The sequence below is a fragment of the Ectobacillus sp. OTK genome (assembly GCF_059698935.1).
The window spans coordinates 2746716-2766451 of record NZ_AP048547.1; the positions used below are offsets into that span (position 1 = coordinate 2746716).

At 38.0% G+C, this 19736-nt stretch carries 18 protein-coding genes and 1 pseudogene; 8 read left to right on the forward strand and 11 right to left on the reverse strand.

Going from position 1 to position 19736, the window contains the following annotated elements; translation table 11 throughout:
- Positions 1-576: 576 nt before the first annotated feature.
- The 4 genes from AC6HZ4_RS13660 (at position 577) to AC6HZ4_RS13675 (ending at position 5644) form a co-directional block, all read left to right on the forward strand.
- Complete coding sequence (locus AC6HZ4_RS13660) at positions 577-1566, forward strand: asparaginase (protein WP_497495541.1); 990 nt, start codon at positions 577-579, stop codon at positions 1564-1566.
- 26 nt (positions 1567-1592) lie between these two features.
- Positions 1593-3044, forward strand: coding sequence for an aspartate ammonia-lyase (gene aspA / locus AC6HZ4_RS13665; RefSeq protein ID WP_497495542.1), 1452 nt, complete (start codon positions 1593-1595; stop codon positions 3042-3044).
- Positions 3045-3365: 321 nt separating this feature from the next.
- The gene (locus AC6HZ4_RS13670; protein WP_497495543.1) at positions 3366-4685 is read left to right on the forward strand and encodes an NAD-dependent malic enzyme; all 1320 of its coding nucleotides are present in this window, start codon (positions 3366-3368) and stop codon (positions 4683-4685) included.
- Positions 4686-4993: 308 nt separating this feature from the next.
- On the forward strand, positions 4994-5644 hold the full coding sequence (locus AC6HZ4_RS13675; RefSeq protein ID WP_497495544.1) for a peptidylprolyl isomerase: 651 nt from the start codon (positions 4994-4996) through the stop codon (positions 5642-5644).
- Positions 5645-5793: 149 nt separating this feature from the next.
- On the opposite strand, the gene AC6HZ4_RS13680 is transcribed toward AC6HZ4_RS13675, so the two are convergent.
- A complete protein-coding gene (locus tag AC6HZ4_RS13680) occupies positions 5794-6171 on the reverse strand; it encodes a dUTPase (protein ID WP_497495545.1) in 378 nt (125 codons plus the stop codon).
- A 257-nt stretch (positions 6172-6428) separates the two neighbouring features.
- On the reverse strand, positions 6429-7007 hold the full coding sequence (locus tag AC6HZ4_RS13685; protein ID WP_497495546.1) for a DUF502 domain-containing protein: 579 nt from the start codon (positions 7005-7007) through the stop codon (positions 6429-6431).
- 667 nt (positions 7008-7674) lie between these two features.
- On the opposite strand from AC6HZ4_RS13685, the gene AC6HZ4_RS13690 reads away from it, so the two are divergent.
- Positions 7675-8805, forward strand: coding sequence for an NAD(P)/FAD-dependent oxidoreductase (locus AC6HZ4_RS13690; RefSeq protein WP_497495547.1), 1131 nt, complete (start codon positions 7675-7677; stop codon positions 8803-8805).
- A gap of 186 nt (positions 8806-8991) precedes the next feature.
- Here the strand turns inward: AC6HZ4_RS13690 and AC6HZ4_RS13695 are convergent, their stop codons facing one another.
- Positions 8992-9840 carry a hypothetical protein gene (locus AC6HZ4_RS13695; RefSeq protein WP_497490096.1) on the reverse strand — a complete coding sequence of 283 codons (849 nt, stop codon included), beginning with the start codon at positions 9838-9840 and terminating at the stop codon, positions 8992-8994.
- Positions 9841-10068: 228 nt separating this feature from the next.
- Here AC6HZ4_RS13695 and AC6HZ4_RS13700 point away from each other — a divergent pair, with 228 nt between their 5' ends.
- Positions 10069-10602, forward strand: coding sequence for a hypothetical protein (locus AC6HZ4_RS13700; RefSeq protein ID WP_497490097.1), 534 nt, complete (start codon positions 10069-10071; stop codon positions 10600-10602).
- A 170-nt stretch (positions 10603-10772) separates the two neighbouring features.
- Here the strand turns inward: AC6HZ4_RS13700 and AC6HZ4_RS13705 are convergent, their stop codons facing one another.
- The gene (locus AC6HZ4_RS13705) at positions 10773-12026 is read right to left on the reverse strand and encodes an MFS transporter (RefSeq protein WP_497495716.1); all 1254 of its coding nucleotides are present in this window, start codon (positions 12024-12026) and stop codon (positions 10773-10775) included.
- Positions 12027-12271: 245 nt separating this feature from the next.
- The gene (locus AC6HZ4_RS13710) at positions 12272-12502 is read right to left on the reverse strand and encodes a hypothetical protein (protein WP_497490098.1); all 231 of its coding nucleotides are present in this window, start codon (positions 12500-12502) and stop codon (positions 12272-12274) included.
- 132 nt (positions 12503-12634) lie between these two features.
- Here AC6HZ4_RS13710 and AC6HZ4_RS13715 point away from each other — a divergent pair, with 132 nt between their 5' ends.
- Positions 12635-12787: a hypothetical protein gene (locus AC6HZ4_RS13715; protein WP_497490099.1), complete on the forward strand. Its 153-nt coding sequence runs from the start codon at positions 12635-12637 to the stop codon at positions 12785-12787.
- A gap of 258 nt (positions 12788-13045) precedes the next feature.
- Positions 13046-14227 (forward strand): MFS transporter, encoded by a 1182-nt coding sequence (locus AC6HZ4_RS13720; protein ID WP_497490100.1) that lies wholly within the window; start codon positions 13046-13048, stop codon positions 14225-14227.
- A 126-nt stretch (positions 14228-14353) separates the two neighbouring features.
- Here AC6HZ4_RS13720 and AC6HZ4_RS13725 read toward each other — a convergent pair.
- From AC6HZ4_RS13725 to AC6HZ4_RS13750, 6 genes and pseudogenes are all read right to left on the reverse strand, one after another.
- Positions 14354-14605, reverse strand: a pseudogene (locus AC6HZ4_RS13725) (hypothetical protein); the annotation flags it as partial.
- Between the two features lie 37 nt (positions 14606-14642).
- Positions 14643-16094 (reverse strand): recombinase family protein, encoded by a 1452-nt coding sequence (locus tag AC6HZ4_RS13730; protein WP_497490101.1) that lies wholly within the window; start codon positions 16092-16094, stop codon positions 14643-14645.
- Positions 16095-16108: 14 nt separating this feature from the next.
- Positions 16109-16624, reverse strand: coding sequence for an ImmA/IrrE family metallo-endopeptidase (locus tag AC6HZ4_RS13735; RefSeq protein ID WP_497490102.1), 516 nt, complete (start codon positions 16622-16624; stop codon positions 16109-16111).
- 104 nt (positions 16625-16728) lie between these two features.
- Entirely contained in the window at positions 16729-17058 is a 330-nt protein-coding gene (locus AC6HZ4_RS13740; protein WP_497490103.1) for a hypothetical protein, read from the reverse strand.
- A gap of 16 nt (positions 17059-17074) precedes the next feature.
- Complete coding sequence (locus AC6HZ4_RS13745; RefSeq protein WP_497490104.1) at positions 17075-19066, reverse strand: DEAD/DEAH box helicase; 1992 nt, start codon at positions 19064-19066, stop codon at positions 17075-17077.
- Between the two features lie 103 nt (positions 19067-19169).
- On the reverse strand, positions 19170-19442 hold the full coding sequence (locus AC6HZ4_RS13750) for an excalibur calcium-binding domain-containing protein (protein ID WP_497490105.1): 273 nt from the start codon (positions 19440-19442) through the stop codon (positions 19170-19172).
- Positions 19443-19736: the final 294 nt, after the last annotated feature.

Consider the following 19736-nt stretch of genomic DNA (forward strand, 5'->3'; position numbering starts at 1 on the left):
AGGAGTGCTCCTATCTAAAATATTCCACCTATTTATACTTCAATGCCCTTCATTTTTCCTCAGGCTATTTAAAATAGCTTTAAACCATTACTTTCTTTCAGTTTTTATATCATTTTATAAAAATAAAATATATATATGAAATGAATAAAGCCTTGATTTTTTTATCTCTGAAAGACGATTATTTTTTTGTACGCTAAAAGAGAACGGTTTAGTTGGGAGTATACCTCTTTTGTCATTATATTCAAGATAATTCCAATGATGAAACAGGGATCTTTTATTCTAGTGCACTACATTATGATAGAAGTAGAATGTTCGCGAAATGAGTATTTTTTTGCTTGTTTTATTTATTTTTCATGGATATAATACAGATATATCCGCGAAACGAGAACGAAAGAGATCGAGTCATACTCGTCTGTTATTATGGATCATAATTTCAAGGAAAAACCAGACTCATCTTGTTTCAAGTTAGCATACAGTTTTATAGAATCAAAATGAACGCGAAACGAGAACGTATCAACTCGAAATCTACAAAAATTTAAATAGCAAAACAGATAACAATTAAAGGAGTGCATTAGATTGAAAAAGCTGATGTTGTTCACTACTGGCGGAACAATCGCTTCATTAGAGGCAGAGAATGGCCTAGTTCCTGAATTGAAAGCAGAGGAACTTTTAAGCCATCTACCGGGACTTGATTTTCCCTGTCGAATTGATACTAAGCCATTAATGAATATCGATAGTACAAACATGCAACCAGAATACTGGGTCGAAATCGCAAAAGCTATCTATGAACATTACCACGATTATGACGGTTTTGTTATCACTCATGGAACTGATACTATGGCTTATACTTCAGCTGCGCTTTCGTATATGTTGCAAGACATAACAAAACCAATTGTAATTACAGGGTCTCAAATTCCAATTGCTTTTGAGAGAACAGATGCTAAAAGAAATATCTCTGATGCTCTTCGATTTGCTTGTGAAGAAATTGGCGGGGTATATGTCGTTTTTGACGGAAGGGTTATTCAGGGAACAAGGGCTATTAAAGTTAGAACAAAAAGCTATGATGCGTTTGAAAGCATCAATTATCCATACGTTGCTTATATAAACAAGAAGGATATTCAGTATAATAAACCGGTTCATACACCAAAGAATAAAGAGATTAAGTTAGATACCTCCCTTCGTACAGATGTTTCATTAGTTAAGTTACATCCTGGAATAAAACCAGAATTCTTTGACTCGTTTAAAAGTTTATGTCAGGGGGTTGTAATTGAGAGTTATGGAAGTGGCGGTATCCCGTTTCAAAGAAGAAACATTTTGGAGAAATTAAATGAATTGACTCAATCTGGAATATCTGTTGTTATTACTACCCAGTGTCTAGAGGAAGGAGAGGATATGGATATATATGAAGTAGGAAGAAAAGTAAATCAGGATACCATTATTCGCTCCAGAAATATGAATACAGAAGCAATTATTCCTAAGCTGATGTGGGTATTAGGGAAAACTCAGGATCCTCAAAGGGTTAAGGAAATGATGGAAACACCAGTTGCAGATGATATTACATTCTAAAATATATAAAGAAAGCAGGAAATATAGTGAAAAGTGAGAGAGCATACAGGATCGAGAAAGATTTTCTTGGTGAAAAGGAAATTCCAGCAGATGTTTATTATGGAATACAAACATTACGGGCTGTAGAAAATTTTCCTGTTACTGGGTATAGAATTCATGAAGAAATGATTAGAGCCCTGGCAATGGTCAAAAAAGCAGCAGCATTAGCAAATATGGATAGTAAGCGCCTATATGAGGGGATTGGAAAAGTAATCGTTCAGGCCTCAGATGAAATTTTGGAAGGGAAATGGCATGAGTATTTTATTGTCGACCCGATTCAGGGTGGCGCTGGGACTTCGATGAACATGAACGCAAATGAAATTATTGCAAACCGTGCACTTGAGCTGCTTGGTCATAACAAGGGTGAATATGGAAAGTTAAGCCCAAACACTCATGTAAATATGTCACAATCTACGAATGATGTGTTTCCAACAGCTATTCATATCTCAACTCTTAATTTACTAGAGAAGTTACTTCATACGATGAATGATATGTTGGATGTCTTCAAGAGGAAAGCTCAACAATTCGATCATATCATAAAGATGGGACGTACCCATCTTCAAGATGCTGTACCGATTCGTCTTGGTCAAGAATTTGAAGCATACAGTCGTGTATTGGAACGTGATATTAAGCGAATTGAACAAACACGTCAACATTTATACGAAGTAAATATGGGAGCGACAGCTGTAGGGACAGGCTTAAATGCGGATCCCCGTTATATCGAAAATGTCGTAAAATATCTGGCGGATATTAGCGGACTGCCGCTTATCGGAGCAGAGCATCTTGTCGATGCGACGCAAAATACCGACGCCTATACAGAAGTGTCAGCTGCACTGAAGGTCTGCATGATGAATATGTCTAAAATTGCGAATGACTTAAGATTGATGGCATCTGGCCCGCGTACAGGATTCGGCGAAATTACCTTGCCAGCTCGTCAACCTGGTTCTTCCATCATGCCTGGTAAAGTCAATCCGGTTATGGCAGAGCTCATCAATCAAATCGCCTTTCAGGTTATCGGAAACGACCATACGATTTGTCTAGCCTCTGAAGCGGGACAACTGGAATTGAACGTGATGGAACCTGTGCTTGTATTTAACTTGCTTCAATCAATTAGTATTATGAACAATGGATTTCGAAGTTTTACAGATCATTGCTTGAGCGGTATCGAGGCAAATGAGGAACGAATGAAAGAATATGTGGAAAAAAGTGTAGGGATCCTCACAGCTGTCAATCCACACTTGGGGTATGAAGTAGTATCACGCATTGCGCGAGAAGCTATTTTAAAAGGCAAACCTGTACGGGAACTTTGTCTCCAATATGATGTGCTAACGGAGGAAGAGCTTGATTTAATTTTAAATCCGTATGAGATGACAAACCCTGGAATTGCAGGAAGTGCTCTTCTCAATCAGGATCAACCAACATACCTAAAAATTAGATAGATATGTATTGGATTTCTATAGAATCTAAATATCGATCAGGAAAATATGCTTCCATTGGATCTGTCACAATTGATGCTTATACAGGAAAGTATATTTGAGCCCTAAAAATAACAAAGAAGTACTGCAGCAAACCACTAAAGGTAATCTTGAAAGGACTTATTTACAAGATTCAGGGGACTTGCATAGGAATCTTTAACCATTTAATCCATTTTCTTGGATTATCTAATTTTAAAAACTAAGTTCTAAATAACTAAGATGAAAGGGTAAAGAAGCTCCTCTACTCTTTCCATTTTGTTGAATTTCATCTGGAGGCACTCATATATGAATAGTAAGAACATCATTCGGACGTTAAGAATAGAAACCCCTTCCTTTCCAGGAAACCTCGGGAGGGTTGCAACCGCAATTGGACTAGCTGGCGGGGATATAGGTGAGATTGAAACGGTGCAAATCGGACCTAATTATACAGTACGCAACATCACTGTTCAGGTTGAACATGAGAAGCAGTTATTAGAACTGGCAGATGTTATTCGCGGTTTGGAAGGTGGAATCCACCTTCATGCTATCTCAGATGAGGTACTTCGCGCCCATGAAGGCGGTAAAATTCATATAAAAAGCAAAATGAAAATTCAATCTCTTGCAGATTTAAGACGTGTATATACACCAGGAGTCGCTAGTGTGTGTCAAGTTATAAAGGAGGATCCCGAAAAAGCAAGTGTTTATACTAGTATTGGGAAGACAGTGGCTATTGTGACTGATGGGACAGCTATTCTTGGTCTTGGAGACATAGGTCCGGTTGCAGGGATGCCGGTTATGGAGGGTAAATCGGCTCTGTTTGATCAATTAGCTGGAATCAACGGAATTCCCATCCTTTTAAACACGAAAGATCCTGAAGAAATTGTACGTACAGTGAAAAATATTTCCCCGGGGTTTGGCGGAATTTTACTGGAGGATATTGGTTCTCCGCATTGCTTTGAGATAGAGGAACGGCTTAAAAATGAGTTAGATATTCCAGTAATGCACGATGATCAACATGGTACGGCCGTTGTCACCCTTGCTGCTGCTATTTCCGCCTGTAAAAGTGTTGGAGTAGATTTAAGAGAAGCGTCGGTCGGACAAATTGGATTAGGAGCAGCAGGATTAGCGATTTGTCAGATGTTCATGGCTTACGGGGTTAAAAATGTGATTGGAGCGGATAAATCAGCGGATGCAAAAGCACGCTTGCAGAGATTTGGCGGAAATGTAGTTGATTCTCTTGAAGAATTAATGGAAAAATGCGATATTGTTATTGCCACTACGGGTGTTCCTGGACTAATCCAAGAAAAGTGGGTGAGACAGGGACAAATAATTCTTGCATTGTCTAATCCGAAACCAGAGATTGAACCAGAAGCTGCGCTGCGGGCTGGAGCGGCATACGCGGCTGATGGAAGATCTGTAAACAATGTTCTTGGATTTCCCGGCATCTTCCGGGGGGCATTAGATGCCAAAGCTAAACAAATTACTCACCAAATGCTTGTGGCTGCAGCTAAAGCAATTCAATCTTGCACCCAACCAGGCGACCTGGTACCTCATCCGTTAGATCCGAAGGTTCATGAGGTGGTTGCTCAGGAGGTTGCTAAAGCATCTTACATGGCTGTGAAATAACGTAATTGAAATATTTTTCAAGTTTTTTAGTTATTCCTGAGTCTAAGGAAGGCTAATTACAGGGCTTATAACATGCCTGGATAGAACTAGAAGAAACCTATCAGAATGTGATAGGTTTTTTTGTTAGAAGTATTATAAGAAACAATTCATCCTTATGTATCTTTGGTCGATTGAAGGTGTCTGAAAAACTTGGAACAGTAAGCCGTAAGTGCTCTGTTTATCCGCTGCGCCTCTATTTGTAAAAGCTTTATTCTATCATCTATAATAAAGAGAAACGAAATCAAACATTTATGAAGGAGACAGTAATCATGCAGCGAAAGAACATGATTTGTTTGCTCTGTGCAGTCATTGTAATTCTTGCTTTGGCCTTAGCGGGATGTGGTATAAACGCTGAGAAAAAAGGAACGGAGACACAGGATACTAAAAAAATTAAAGTTGAGAAAAATCCGATTGTTACAATTGTAATGGAGAATGATAAGCAGATTAAACTGGAGCTATATCCTGAAATCGCTCCAAATACGGTCTTAAATTTCATTTCCTTGGTGCAAAAAGGATTTTATGACGGGTTAACGTTTCATCGAGTTATTCCGGGCTTTATGATTCAGGGAGGAGATCCTGAAGGGATAGGCACTGGAGGTCCTGGATATAAAATTAAGGGAGAATTTAGCTCGAATGGATTTAAGAACAATTTAAAGCATGAAACAGGAGTTATTTCGATGGCTAGATCCAATGATCCAGATTCTGCGGGATCACAGTTTTTTATTATGGTAAAAAATGCAACCCATCTTGATGGTGAATATGCTGCCCTCGGTAAAGTAATCGAGGGGATGGATACGGTTAATGAAATCGTAAATGTGGAACGAGATAGTAAAGACAAGCCGATTCATGAGCAAAAAATGAAAAAGGTAACGGTTGAAACCTTTGGTGAAAATTATGATAAACCTGAGGTTATAAAATAATATATACTACAAACAACCTGTCGGCACAAGTTAAATCTCTAGTTATGTATTTCGGTTCAATAAAGTGTTAAAATCGTCTTTTTGTTGTGATCGAAAGAAGATAAATGAATCTTCCTTCGATCACAACAATTTTCTAAAAAATTGCCTTCTTATTTAAGGACAGATTCAGTATTCTTAACTGCATACCCTTCCTTGCTGCTCTTGCCATCCTGACGGTCGTGGTTCTCCTGATTTTTTTCCATATACATTTTATACACGTCCTCTGCAGTTAAACCAACCTTCATAGATAAGCTCGGCAGGAAGTGCCATAGATCGATAACCTCTTTGCGCAGTTCCTCCATATCTATTTCTTTCTCATTCTTCCACCATTTCCACGGTAACAACTGTCGGATCTCTTCGATTTCAGAATCCATCGCAACCGTAATACCCAACACCCAATCGGCTAAATTCTTGTCAATTTTACGTTCTTCAATAATCTTGTCATCTAGTTTCTGTTGCAAAGCGAAAATTTTGTCTAACTTATCCATTGTTATGATCCTCCTGTAACTTCTCGCATTCTTACATGCCTTCCTTACCATACAATAATTCGACGCTATAAAACAACCTAAAATGAATAAAGAAGGTATGAATGCATCAATTTCCAGTCGTATGGCAGTTCGTAATCATTATTACACAACTATTCTTATATTTTGGACCCTCAATTTTTTCCTAGATTTCCATATTGCTGCAATTTCTTGTATGAAACAAATACTAATTTCCGTAAGTCCAGTCTATTTGATCATGATCATTCAGATGGATTTGTCATGCCTGCTGATAAAATGAACTTCATTGCGTCTTCTGGCTTTATATCGAGTACTTCAATATCGCTTTTCGGAACAAGAAACGTTATCCCTGCCACCTGGAATGTCTGCGGGATGAAAACAGCAGCATATTCTTGTAAAGGTTCATATAGCGTATGCAGATCTTCAGATGTTACAAATCCAAGGCTCTTCATATTTGTACCTGGGATAGTTACAAGTACAACTTTAGAAAATGAACGTTTTTCTCCTAACAATGATTGAAGAATATCTTGGATGGAAGTGTACAATATTTTTACAAGAGGAACCTTGCGAAGCAGACGGTCTACCAAACTTAAAATTCCCTTTAGCACATAATGAGTTGACAGCCAGCCAAGAAATGTAAGAAATACTATGGTAACAACGATTCCTATCCCCGGTACATAGGCTTCCCCTATATACTTTTTAATAAGTCTGCCTACTATTCCATCTAAAAATGTAAATGTTGCAAACACAACATATACAATCAAAAGAATCGGAACAATTGTTAAAATCCCGTTTAAAAAATGCTTTATCCAACGCTTCATGTAGATGCACCTCTTTCATTAAGAAAATAACAGCCTATTCTATATAGTATTGTCTGTGTTGTAAGAAAATGTAAGTGAGTCATTTATATGGATTTATGAATCATAGTAACTTATAATGTCTTAAAATGCAAAAATGCAGCTTTTTATAGAAATTTTCATAAAGAAAACAGCGTTAAGATACTATATTGAACACGGGCGGATATGCAGAGATTCTCTTTCTCCTGCATTATTCCAAACAAATTCTGAGGAAGATTTTACAATCATCAAAATAATTATAACATTTAGAGAACTTAGTATAAAAAATCACACAAAAAGGATAAAAACTAGAATTTTAGAAGAACATCTGTGTTTTAATAGAGATCATAATACAAAATAAAAAAGGAACACAGCTGGAAATTTCAATTACTGTATTAAAGCTATAAATCATAAAATAAAAAAGTAAGAACTATTATTCAATTCGAATGAGTTTTACACATATATCGAGAAAAGAAAATCACCTTATCATAAAACAAGTGAAGGGTGAAAAAGAGACATGTAGGAGAGCTGAATATAGGGAGGTACATGCTTATAAAATTTTGTAAATCAACTGCTTTCAATATGATATTATTTGTAATGAGAAGGTAAAATAGATATATGATTGAAGAATCAAAAGAGAAAAGGTGTTTTTATGCAAACATATATTGTAGTTGGAGCTGGGATTCTTGGAGCGTCTACTGCTTACCATCTTGCAAAGGCAGGAGCAAGTGTGACAGTGGTGGATCGCCAAGATTTAGGACAGGCTACTGATGCGGCAGCAGGGATTATCTGTCCTTGGCTCTCGCAACGTCGCAATCAAGCCTGGTATCAATTGGCGAAAAATGGGGCTAAGTATTATTCTGCTCTAATTCAGCAATTAGAAGCAGATGGCGAAGCAGATACGGGTTATAAACGAGTAGGAGCCATTAGTATTCATACAGAGGATGAAAAGCTAGATAAGATGGAGGAACGGGCACATAAACGGCACCAGGATGCACCGGAAATTGGTGAAATTACTCGACTATCATCGGCTGAAACTAAAACTTTATTTCCGCCTTTATCTGAGCGATATAGTTCTGTTCATATAAGCGGTGCAGCTCGTGTAAACGGAAGGGCACTGCGTCAGTCTCTTATGAATGCTGCCAGAAAACATGGAGCCAGCATTCTTCAAGGAAATGCAGAATTAGTTTATAAAGATAAAAGGGTTATTGGCGTTCATGTAGAAGGTAGGACATTACTAGCTGATCAAGTTATCGTAACAGCCGGTGCTTGGGCAAACGAATTATTGCAGCCGCTTGGTGTTCATTTTTTAGTGACATATCAAAAGGCGCAAATCGTGCATCTTCACGTACCAGATACGGATACCAGCGATTGGCCAGTTGTTATGCCGCCCAATGACCAGTATATTCTCGCGTTTGAGGACGGGCGAGTCATCGTAGGAGCAACACATGAGAATGGAACAGGACTCGATTACCGAGTGACAGCGGGCGGACTGCATGAAATTTTTGATAAAGCATTGTCAATTGCCCCGGGTTTGTCGAATAGCACGATGCTTGAGACAAGGGTAGGGTTTAGACCGTTTACACCAGGTTTTCTTCCAGTCATTGGTTCCTTACCAGGTTATGAGGGATTATTGATAGCTAATGGGCTTGGTGCTTCAGGGTTAACGGCAGGACCTTACTTAGGCTCTGAACTTGCAAAACTTGCTCTTGGCCAACCGGTAGAAATTGAACTTCATCACTATAGTGTAGCTGCAGCGATTCAAGAGCCTAATACACCATGATAAGCATTTGTATGATTAAATAGGTATAGCATTGATTTCAATATTCTTTATTTGAAGTGCCGCTGCAGCAATTGAGTTTCAAGTATTATGCAGACCTAAAAGGAGCCCGGTAGATACCGGGCTCCTTTGCATTTTCAATTGCCTGCCTCACGAAAAAATCGGAGTATAATCTGAGAAGAGGGGCAGCTACTCCTGTTCTTGTAATAAGAACATAATCCTCTTATCTGTAAAACTTCTAATATCGCTAATGATGTCGTATGCCCAATTTATAACGCGTTCCAATGGCTCGTCCTTTGTCTCTGTCTTATATGGGCAAGAAAATGCAAAGTGTGTTCGCGTTGCGTCATCTTGAAAGTGATCCATTACTAAATATGGATATTCCTCTATGATTTCCTTCATCTTATCTATGTAGTCATCATATGAACCGTTACCATCCCAATATTCACGGGAGCTATTCGCTTCGAATGCAATACGGATCTCGTTACTGTCTAGTATGTAAAGGGAAAAAGATATATTGATAGCATACGTGCTTGTATTCCAAGCCCCATCTGTAATTTCTATAGGAGTGTCGAGAGGGAAAAGGGAAGCTGGCCTAATACGCAAGAAATTTGCAGATGCTCTAACTGTCTTCCCGTCAAAGGTAAACTCCAGTTCACCAGCAGGTGTTATGGGCAGAATGTCATGTACATTTCTAATTGGATCAAGCCTTCTATAACTCGAAGCATCGGAATGCGTGTTATTTAGAAATGCAAGATATTTGTCTGTATCAAATTTATTTTGGTTGATAATTTTTATTCCAGAGCATGCCTGGATATAAATTGGAATATAAGTTCCATTCTTTTTGTAATTTATAAGGTAAGTGGGAACGTCTGTATAGGAACCATCTCCATTATCAAGTAAGCTTACGTATGAATGCAACAGAGGGTATATTTCGCCCCTTTTCAATATTATTTTTTCTCCTTGGTCGGTTTGGCCGGTGTTATTCACCTCAAACGAATGTGTTACTAGCATTGCAATGCCTTCGCTTATATTCATATTTTTCAGCCCTCCTTGTTGTTGGTATTATTACTTTTACTATACACCTTGTCCATTCTCCTTCTTACTTACTTAAACTTCTGTAATTCATTTGCGTTTTTAATGGTATATGAATCAGGAAGTATATTGGCTTGAATCAAAGGATTTTCTTTCTTTATTTTGTTCTCATTTGCTTTTGTCCTCCTGCATATATGTATAACCACAAGAAATGAAAACGGGGTGCGATCAATGAATTACCCAATTTATCATCAAGACCGTCCGTATGAATGTGAAGAAATATTTCGTTATCTCCAAACATTTCCTCATCATATTGTATATATTTCCAGGCCTTTTCAATCTAAGAATCAACAAGAACTGCAATCTACTCATGTGTATCCAAGGGATGGATTATCAATAGAACTGCAGTGGAAATGCCAACCGATGTGGCTTCCCTCCAAATTATCCACTATGGGAAAATTACTCAAGATGCAGGAAGACGGGCTCATTACATTAGTTGATTTTAAAATTGTACGTTTTTCTAAAAGTCATTCCTTATCCCATCAATCTTTATTAGATACAACGACTAGAAATCTATATTATTCTAAAGTTCTTCAAAATACAGAAAGACAACTCTACACGCAGCAAGAATATAAGTTGCTTGAACATCAGGTACGGGATCCAAGCGCTATTCCAAATTTGTTTTTTACAATTTTAATAGACGAGGTAACAAGAGCTATCGCATTTGAAAGATATTATGATGAGAAGAAAAAAAGGGAGGAATAAAGGAATCAGAGAGAACTTAACGTACACATGGGAAGAATATAAAAATATATCAAGACACTAAAAATAATGTCCAAATTCGTCATTTTTATCACTTTTTATTAATTAGATATTTTAATTCAAATGCATGTAAGCCGCTAGGATACCCTAGCGGCTTGGCTGGCGTTTGCTTATTATATAACTTCATTTCTTTTTCGCAGATATATATACAGCACCATACATGCAACTGAACAGAGAAGAGCAAGAATCGCGATAAAGCTGTATCCTGCCTGCAAACCGATGATAAGTCCAGTTTTTGCATCCCGAATAGAAGTGAATATATGATCAAACCAATCGATAATGGCTCCGATGAGCAGGTTGCCGACAACGCTTGCAATACCCAGGAGCATAACGGTAAAGGTAATTGCCGTATCTGTTCCTTTTGGATAACGCTTCGCTAACATTGCCATAACAGTTGGATAAATAGGGGCAATACCAATACCTGCAATCGCAAATAGAATAGCTCCCTTTTCTCCGATGATGACTGCCGCTAAGCTGCAGATACCAGAAAAAGCAGAAAAGACCATAATAGATATGGTATATCCGATTTTGTCCGTTAATGGACCCAGAAGAAGCCTGGAGAGCATGAAGAAGACGAAAAATAGTGACAGCATACCAGAAGCTTCATTCATTTTCCAATCATACACCTTCTCCAGATAGTTTACAAGCCAGCCGCCAACCGCCATTTCTGATACGACACCAAATGAGAGAATAATGATAATTATCCATGCAGCCGGATCCTGTATATATTTTTTCAGTGATGTCCGTTCCTTTTCCTGAATATCATTTCCCGGTATCTTAGAAAGCAAGGCTGGGATGATAGGTAATAGTGAAAGGGATAACATTGAGAGATACATGCCGCGCCAACCGAACTCATTTCCAAGAATGCTCCAGCCCATAAGTGCTGACGCACATATAGGGGCTACAGTAGAACTTAGCCCATAAAAAAAGTGAGCTAGATTCATCATAGCTCCTGTATTTTTGGTGAAGATACGGGCAGCCATGATAGCTAGAGCGATTTCCAGTATTCCATTTCCTACGTACAACAGGAAGTAGGAAATGGATAGGAAAGCATAATTCATAGACAGGTACATAAGTATGCCGCAAGCGGCCATGGATAGAAATGCGATAATTCCGGTTGCTTTAACCCCAATTTTTTTTGATAAGGTTCCAGTGAAGGAGCAAGCAATTAGATATCCAAGAGAATTGAACGCTAATAGCCAGCCTAGCTGCATTTCATTCAGAGTGAACTCGGATTGCATTCTAGGAAGAGCAGGGCCTTTAATATTCTCGGAGAAACCAAAAATAAAAAATCCGCCAAATACAACAAGTACTAGAAAAAGATAATTATATTTCTCTAATTTAGACGGTTTGCGGTGACTAAGCATAGAAGAAACGGAATTAGTATCCAAGAAGAAATCCCCCTAAATATAAAAAGTCGAAAAGTACCAGAGATACTTGAAGAAATTGGTATCAATATAACATTGAATAGGAGAACGGGCAAGGATTTTCTTGAAAACCATAAAAATAATGGAAGGTGGCATTGCTTATACAAGTAATGTCACCTTCTCCATTGACGATGAAGCTTGCTCATGATGACATATTACTTTCTTATTTTGGCGGTGGAGCCCTATCAAAGAAATAGTTTGTCTAAATATAAGGTGAATTTTTCATCCTCTAAACAGGATTCGCAAATATGCAAAGCATTTCGATCTACCAGTTGTTCCATTTCTTCTTTAGTTATACTACAAAGACAAGGCTTATGAACTTGTTCCATTCCTCTCACTCCCTTTATTTTATACATTTGCAAATGAATTTCTGTATATATAGCTTCACCAAATTCATCATTTTCAATCTCTTTCAAAATAAGTTGTTCACAGCTGTTATGGATTTCGGACATTCTGTAAGGAATAAAGCAAAATTTCAATGAAATAATAAATAAAGAAGGAACCCCACGTTAATTGTAAAAAGAAATGGGACATGGAGGCATAACAAGATGACAGATAAGAAAAACCAGAAGAATCCGCTCGGCTCACCCGGAGAACGAAACCAACAACAATATCATATGGATCTACCACCGGTTAACTTCAAGAAAAACAGCAATGTTGTTTCTAATCCTTACGAGGATGATTTAAAAATGAAGGACTGAAAAACACAAACCACGCTAAGCTTTTAACGGCGTGGTTTCTTTGTTAGATGAATGAATAATAGCCTATGATTGGTATTTTGTGTCGATTCAGTGAACGCAGAAAGAAATTATGTTAGATTTCATGACAACAAACGACATATCTCGCGAAGAATCTAGTATGATACATTCATGTAAATAAAAAAGCATCGTATTTATGTAATTAAACATAACATCATCGGCATGAGAACATCTAATAAACACACAAGGCGGGTTAATAAGATGGAAGTAAAAGGAAAAACATCGATACTAGTACTATCAACTATAGCTATGATAATCTCATTTGCTGTTTGGTCGGTCTTTGCACCTATCGCTACGAAAATTCAACAGATGTATCATCTAAGTACAACTGAAAAAAGCATTCTCATAGCAGCTCCAGTTTTGTTAGGATCTTTGATGCGCATTCCCATGGGGATTTTAACGGATCGATATGGCGGGAGAAGAATATACGTCTTAACTATGTTATTTCTTATAGTACCCCTAATCGGAGCTGGATTCACCCATTCTTATGGAATGCTGTTATTTTGGGCCTTCTTTATTGGTATGGCAGGAACAACATTCGCCATCTCGATTACATACGTATCCAGGTGGTATCCAAAGGAAAAACAAGGTCTAATTCTAGGAATTGCAGGTATGGGGAATTTGGGATCAGCAGTGGCAAACTTTTTGGTCCCTGTGATTTTTACTTCCTATGGTCTTTCTTGGGTGTTTTGGGGATTAGCGTGTGCAATAGGGATTACAGCCGTTATCTTTTGGATTGGAACAGAAGATATGCAGGTTTCAAGCGGAACTAAGACATTAAAGGAGTCTTTATCTGTATTAAAGTTTAAAGAAACTTGGCTGTTATCTATTTTTTATTTTCTAACCTTTGGAACCTTTGTTACCTTTAGCAGTTATTTACCTACTTTATTATCCGAATTATTTAACATTACAGGTTTATCTGCAGGAATAAGAGCAGCAGGATTTGTTGTACTTGCTACACTTGTCCGTCCGATTGGCGGGTATTTGTCTGATCGCTTTGGGGCAAAAAAATTATTAACTGTTGTTTTTAATAGTATATTATTATGTGGGATTTTTATCGCTTTTACTACGGAAAATTTGGCTTTGTTTAGTATGAGTTGTGCCATAATTGCTGTCATGTTAGGGATAGGAAATGGCGCAGTTTTCAAGATGGTTCCCGAGATTTCCTCAGCAAATACCGGAGCGGTAACGGGTATTGTCGGTGCAATCGGAGGTATTGGAGGCTTCTTTCCTCCAATTGTCCTAGGTCTTGTAAAGGATGTAAGTGGAAATTATTTTTTAGGATTTGTATTATTAGCTGCTTTTTCTCTATTTTGTTTAATCCTTAATCACACAGGAATTCATAAAACAAAAACAAATATAAATATTAATAAAAGTGCATGAACTATATAGTTTATGCACTTTTATTTTCTACTAAAAATATTTACCTATTATTACGATACCGCTTACATGTCGTAGGAAAAGGCGTACAAGCAAAAAGGTTTCCTTCATACTAATCTCTACCGCTTTTCATTGTTTATATTCAGCATCAAATGAATTTTTACCAGCGTGAACGGATAGAAGAGTATCGGCATATCCAACCAGGCGATTGACTAGTTCATTTGCGATGGCATAAACAAGAGGGTGTAAGTCCGACCTATATAAGGCGGGATCATCCAGGATAACAGTTGTATTGATAAAAACATCCCTATTTCCGTAAAGATTATAGTGAATCATCGCTTTTCCCGCAGCCCCGCCTGTTCGAGGATCTTGAAATCCGGGTTGAATTGCTATAATACACCATAAAAAAGAGATAGAATTAGTTAAATTCTATCTCGGTAATGCGAACGGCTCTTTTCTTATCTTCACGGCGCTCCACAACAATCCGTTTTAATAAGATTTGCACAAGTGTCTTTTTCTCACGATCATTTATTTCTTGCCAGTTATTTTTGATGTTTTGGATGATGTTCAACATCTTCTCTAGATCAATTGATTCTTCAGCCGGGGAAAATTCTTCTAAACGCTCTTTTAATATGCGTTCTTTCTCACTTTCTTCCTTCATCCGTTTGGAAAAATCCTCATCTCCAATCATTTCATTAGCCCAAGCATACTGCCATTTTTTACGCCGTTTTTCGATTTCCGTAAGTTCTGCCTGTATTTTCATTACATTGCTTTGTGTATCCTGTGAGGATGCATCTGTTTCTTCTTCTAATGATGCGGCATTTTCTGTAATAGGAAGCTGCAGGGCATCTAAATGTTCAACAAACGCTTTTTCTAATGCATGTTCAGATATATAAACGCCTTCACACAACCCGAATTTCGTCCGCCGGCATCTGTAATGTTTATATTTTGATATCGTGCCATCTTCCTTTTTGTGAGTATTGAAATTCCCAACGAGGGGATATCCGCACTTGGAACATTTAAGAACACCGCTGAAAATATAGTCAAACGCAATGCTGCGCGGGTGCATATCTTTTCTTGATTCAAGCACTCTTTGCGTTTGGTCATACAGTTCTTTTGTAATGAGAGCGGGGACGGCATCCTCTACTTCAAAATATTGTTCTGAATTTCGATTCCAGCGGAGTACACCCTTGTACAGAGGATTCGTCAGCATATACATGATCGTGCTAACAATCCAATTATCCTTGCCTGCTGCTTGAGCATTAAGAAGCTTGGTTATTTTCGGCGCAGAGTGTCCTTGATTGTATAGCTCGTAGATCATCCTTACGATTGGCGCTTCTTCTTCATGCTCTGTAAGTTCGCCAGTCTCTAAATTCAGATGATACCCAAACGGGCGACGGTTGCTGGTGTATTTCCCTTGCCGCACTTTTTCATGTCGGCCCATACGGATTCGCTCACCTGTATTTTCACGCTCCCATTGAGCAAGAGCGGCCACAAGTGTGATAAATAGGCGACCGATTGCACTAGTTGTATCGTACACTTCCGTAGCAGACTTAAACTTACAGTTTGATTTATCGAGTATCTCTAAGATTTTATATAAATCCAGTACAGATCGTGTTAAACGATCTAACCGATAGACAAGGATACAGTCTACTTTCTTTTCCTCTACATCTCTAAGCATCCGTTTCAGCTCTGGACGGTTCATATCCTTGGCGGAAATACCCTCATCTACATAAAATCCGGCAATCTCCCATTCTTGCGACTCGCAGTACGCGCTTAACCGCTGTTTTTGAGCTGCGATGGAGTAGCCTTCTAGAGCTTGCTCTTCAGTTGAGACACGGACATATACAGCAACTTTATATCTATTCATAGCATTACCTTCTTTCATGGTTTATGCTTTTCCTTCACGGTAGTACTTTTTAAAAGAAAGTTATTCATGTACATTCTGTTATAAATTTGTTCCAACCTCTTTTGACACAATTCTGGAGTTACCTTAAATAGGTTAGACATTTCAGTGATAGGGTCCCGATCAAGACGGATATATTGTAGCATATGGACTGGAATCGCCGCGTATTTGGTGAAATTTACCGCATCCCATTCTTGCCACTCGCGAAAGAGGGAAGGCATTTTTCCTTGCATCCCTTCATGGCGAAGAATATGGCACAGCTCATGAAAGAATGTTTCTTTTTGTTTTTCAGGTGACAGGCGAGAATCCACTGTAATGATTTGAAAAAGCTCAGTGATAATATAGCTGGATTCTGCCTCATCGATTATTAAAATGATATCACAATGTTCAGCGATGATATCAATTTGTAAATCAGAAGGTTTTTGTATACCAATACGTTTGTAAAAAGCAATAACCCAATCCTCAAGTGGAGTAGTACGATATCCCGAAAACATGAATGTCACCTCGTAGATGTATATAAAACGAACTTATGTTCTATTCTAATATAAAAAGAAAAAGCCTGCAAAGAGGCTTTTAAGAAATTTGTTCGGTTCTTATGCTACGCGCTCACTTTTTGTACTTTCTCTTTTTCCCGTTTAGCACTGTAGCTATCCAGAAGTTTTCTGGAAAAAATTGTGTGTACACCGTACATCGTAACTAGCTCCCAAGTCAAAAGAACATCATCACTATATACCATTTTATCTGTCACTATTGTCATACCATCAACATAACTAGTTGTAATGCGCACAACTAACAGGCCGTTCTGTTCATTGGAAACCTCTAAATCAATGATGCTGCCTCCATTTTTCATGTTTCGCTCCAAAATGTCCATGTAGCGACACCCTTTATAGACAGCAGTAGGGCTGTCTTGCAACTGTTCCACCTTCAACTTTTCAACTCTCCTTTCATTCTTCTTTTTTCCCGAATTGATTCAAGTAAAAATCTAGTTTCTCTAACAAACGCTTTTTTGCCAGGGCATAATCCTGTGGTAAGTATGAACTGACTTTCTTCCGCGTTTCTTGGAATAGCCCCTGCCGGAAATTCCGTACTATATATCCTACGTTATTAATTTTGGAAATTCCAGTAATATCTTCTGCTTCAAAAAGATCAAATCCTTCTTTTTGGAGAACAGATGTTTTGAAAAACTCTTCTATCTTCAAATTCATCCAACTTATAAAATCAGAACGCATCCGTTCGCCCATAACCAATTCGTGATATGCGCTAAAGGTATCATCATATTCCCCTTGAATTTTAGCTTCCTCTTGTGCAATAAGCGTCTGAGCTTGCTCTTCGCTTAGAATACCTGATGAAACAAGGTCTTTCATTCTTTGAATACTGCTCTGTAACTTTGTTTCCTCCGCATTGAGAATGGCATAAGTGGCTTGGAGATAATCGTTATAACCATCTTTCGTAAAAGAGTCTTGGTTTCCCATCCCTCTAGAAGAATAAGAACGTAAAAGTCCGATATTTACGACCTTACCACTATTTGGTTCGAGGTCGTCAGAAGGATTTGATTTACGCCCGGCAGGTTGTTTCTCTACATAGCCAAGTTCGTCAAAAGCAAATGAAAGCTGCTCAGATATAGTAACGATTTGCTGCTTTAGGATGTCTCCATAGGCTTCTTGCGTTTTATAGTAATTCCAAAGTTCTTCAAGCCCTAATTCTTTATGATATACTACGTTACAAAAGTTATTCATACCAAAACTATCTTTAGCAGATATTTTTCTTAATCCTCGTCCGATTGCTTGAGCATAAGGTGAAAGTGTCTTGAATGGACGGAATATAGAGACAACAGAAATGTTAGGGTTATCATAACCTTCTCCTAACATCTGAATGCTTACCATAACGTCATATTTTCCGTTCGCAAAATCAGTAAGCCTAATTTCAATTTCTTGCTCTGGTAATCTGCTGCTGACATAAGTACATGAGAGACCACTTTCTTCAAACCAGCTAGTAACTGACTGTGCATGCTCATCATTACAGGTAATTGCCAGAACTTGATGGTGAGGATAACTTTTCCGTTTTAGTTGCAATACTTCTTTCGTATGGGCGATTACTTGCATAGAAGAGTCTTTACTCATAGCAACGGACTTACTCACCCAATCATTACCCATTTCCCGCTTTGCTTGTTCCAGAGTAAGTCTTCTGCCAGTCTTCAGGTCAATAAATTCCATTACGTCCGCAATGTCCTCTGCCTTGACGACATTTTTTACTAATCCGTCTTGAATAGCCTCTGCTAAAGTGTATTCGTAAATAGGGTCATACTCGTTACTTGTGATACTGAGGTTGTCACTGCGGAAAGGGGTAGCCGTCAGTTTTATGACCTTAGTAGCCTGGAAATAATCCAGTGTCTTTTGCCACATATCCGCAGCTACATGGTGTGCCTCGTCGATAATTATCATATCGAAGAAGTCAGGAGAGACTAAGCCTTTAAGATTAACCTCCTCGCTGCTACCCACAATTTTATGAATATTAGTGATTACAATATCAGCTATATCTAATTTTACAAGCATTTGCTGTTTTGCATTTTCATCATTTGTATTAAATCCTTGATATAGATAACTTTTAGGGAACTTTTTTCTGTCAAGAATGACACGTCGCTTATACCAAAATGTATTCTCAGGATTCGTTAAAGAATCAAACTCTTTAAACACAGTTTTTCTAACAATTTTTCCTGGAGTGATAATAAGGACACGACCTGTACTCAACTCAAAAGGAAGCATAGCCATGACCCCAGTTTTTCCGGATCCTGTAGGCATGACAATTAGTGTTTCACGATATTTAGGTTCCTGAAATTCTTGGTAGTGAGATAGAGCAGCTCTGTAAGCACTAATTTGTGGAGGATACAGATGATCATTATGGTCAATATTAGGTTTGACTTCTTGGAAAATACTCATATTTGCACCCCGGTTTCTATTTTGTAGTAAGAAGTGTTGTTTGTTTGTCACTGCTTGTCGTTGGGTATTACCAAAACTCTAAAACTTATGGGTTTTACCTTAATCATCGTTCACATGCAATCAAGTCTTTATCACGATCACTCTTTTTATTAGCATCGTATAATGCCTTTGAAACAAAAGGCTTGTACTTTGTTTTTCCGCCTTTATTTTTAACCGAAGAGGAACGAGCAACGCCGCCTTTGTAGTCTTTATTTAATTCTGTGCAGTTTTTATACGTTTTGGCAGCTGGTTGTGCCGCTTCTGTAGTTTCAGTAGCCCCCACGGAGATACCAACAGCTAGTCCTAAAGATAATAGAATTGCAAGCTTTCTCTTCATATTTAATCGTTCCTTCCCTTTGTTTTTCTATAGTAATAATTTGAATTATTGTATAGTAACCACCCCCTTAAAATACTGTTTAGACTGAAAATACATAGCATAAGGAATATTCTGATATTTATTAGCGAATTAAAAACACGCCAAATAAGCGTGTTTTCTTGTGATGTCTATTCATGATGTGTAACGCTGTGCATCATTCAATGTCTGTAAGTGTGGTTCAATAGCAGTGAATTTTGTTATATGATTAATCAAATTTGCGACTTTTGCCGCTCCGTTGCCTTATGTAACATGCAT

What these genes read in the sequence shown, in the direction of transcription:
- AC6HZ4_RS13670 (WP_497495543.1), top strand. Translation starts at nt 3,366, where the DNA reads ATGAATAGTAAGAACATCATTCGGACGTTAAGAATAGAAACCCCTTCC.
- AC6HZ4_RS13675 (WP_497495544.1), top strand. Translation starts at nt 4,994, where the DNA reads ATGCAGCGAAAGAACATGATTTGTTTGCTCTGTGCAGTCATTGTAATT.
- AC6HZ4_RS13680 (WP_497495545.1), bottom strand. Translation starts at nt 6,171, where the DNA reads ATGGATAAGTTAGACAAAATTTTCGCTTTGCAACAGAAACTAGATGAC.
- AC6HZ4_RS13685 (WP_497495546.1), bottom strand. Translation starts at nt 7,007, where the DNA reads ATGAAGCGTTGGATAAAGCATTTTTTAAACGGGATTTTAACAATTGTT.
- AC6HZ4_RS13690 (WP_497495547.1), top strand. Translation starts at nt 7,675, where the DNA reads ATGCAAACATATATTGTAGTTGGAGCTGGGATTCTTGGAGCGTCTACT.
- AC6HZ4_RS13695 (WP_497490096.1), bottom strand. Translation starts at nt 9,840, where the DNA reads ATGAATATAAGCGAAGGCATTGCAATGCTAGTAACACATTCGTTTGAG.
- AC6HZ4_RS13700 (WP_497490097.1), top strand. Translation starts at nt 10,069, where the DNA reads ATGAATTACCCAATTTATCATCAAGACCGTCCGTATGAATGTGAAGAA.
- AC6HZ4_RS13705 (WP_497495716.1), bottom strand. Translation starts at nt 12,026, where the DNA reads ATGCTTAGTCACCGCAAACCGTCTAAATTAGAGAAATATAATTATCTT.
- AC6HZ4_RS13715 (WP_497490099.1), top strand. Translation starts at nt 12,635, where the DNA reads ATGACAGATAAGAAAAACCAGAAGAATCCGCTCGGCTCACCCGGAGAA.
- AC6HZ4_RS13720 (WP_497490100.1), top strand. Translation starts at nt 13,046, where the DNA reads ATGGAAGTAAAAGGAAAAACATCGATACTAGTACTATCAACTATAGCT.
- AC6HZ4_RS13730 (WP_497490101.1), bottom strand. Translation starts at nt 16,094, where the DNA reads ATGAATAGATATAAAGTTGCTGTATATGTCCGTGTCTCAACTGAAGAG.
- AC6HZ4_RS13735 (WP_497490102.1), bottom strand. Translation starts at nt 16,624, where the DNA reads ATGTTTTCGGGATATCGTACTACTCCACTTGAGGATTGGGTTATTGCT.
- AC6HZ4_RS13745 (WP_497490104.1), bottom strand. Translation starts at nt 19,066, where the DNA reads ATGAGTATTTTCCAAGAAGTCAAACCTAATATTGACCATAATGATCAT.
- AC6HZ4_RS13750 (WP_497490105.1), bottom strand. Translation starts at nt 19,442, where the DNA reads ATGAAGAGAAAGCTTGCAATTCTATTATCTTTAGGACTAGCTGTTGGT.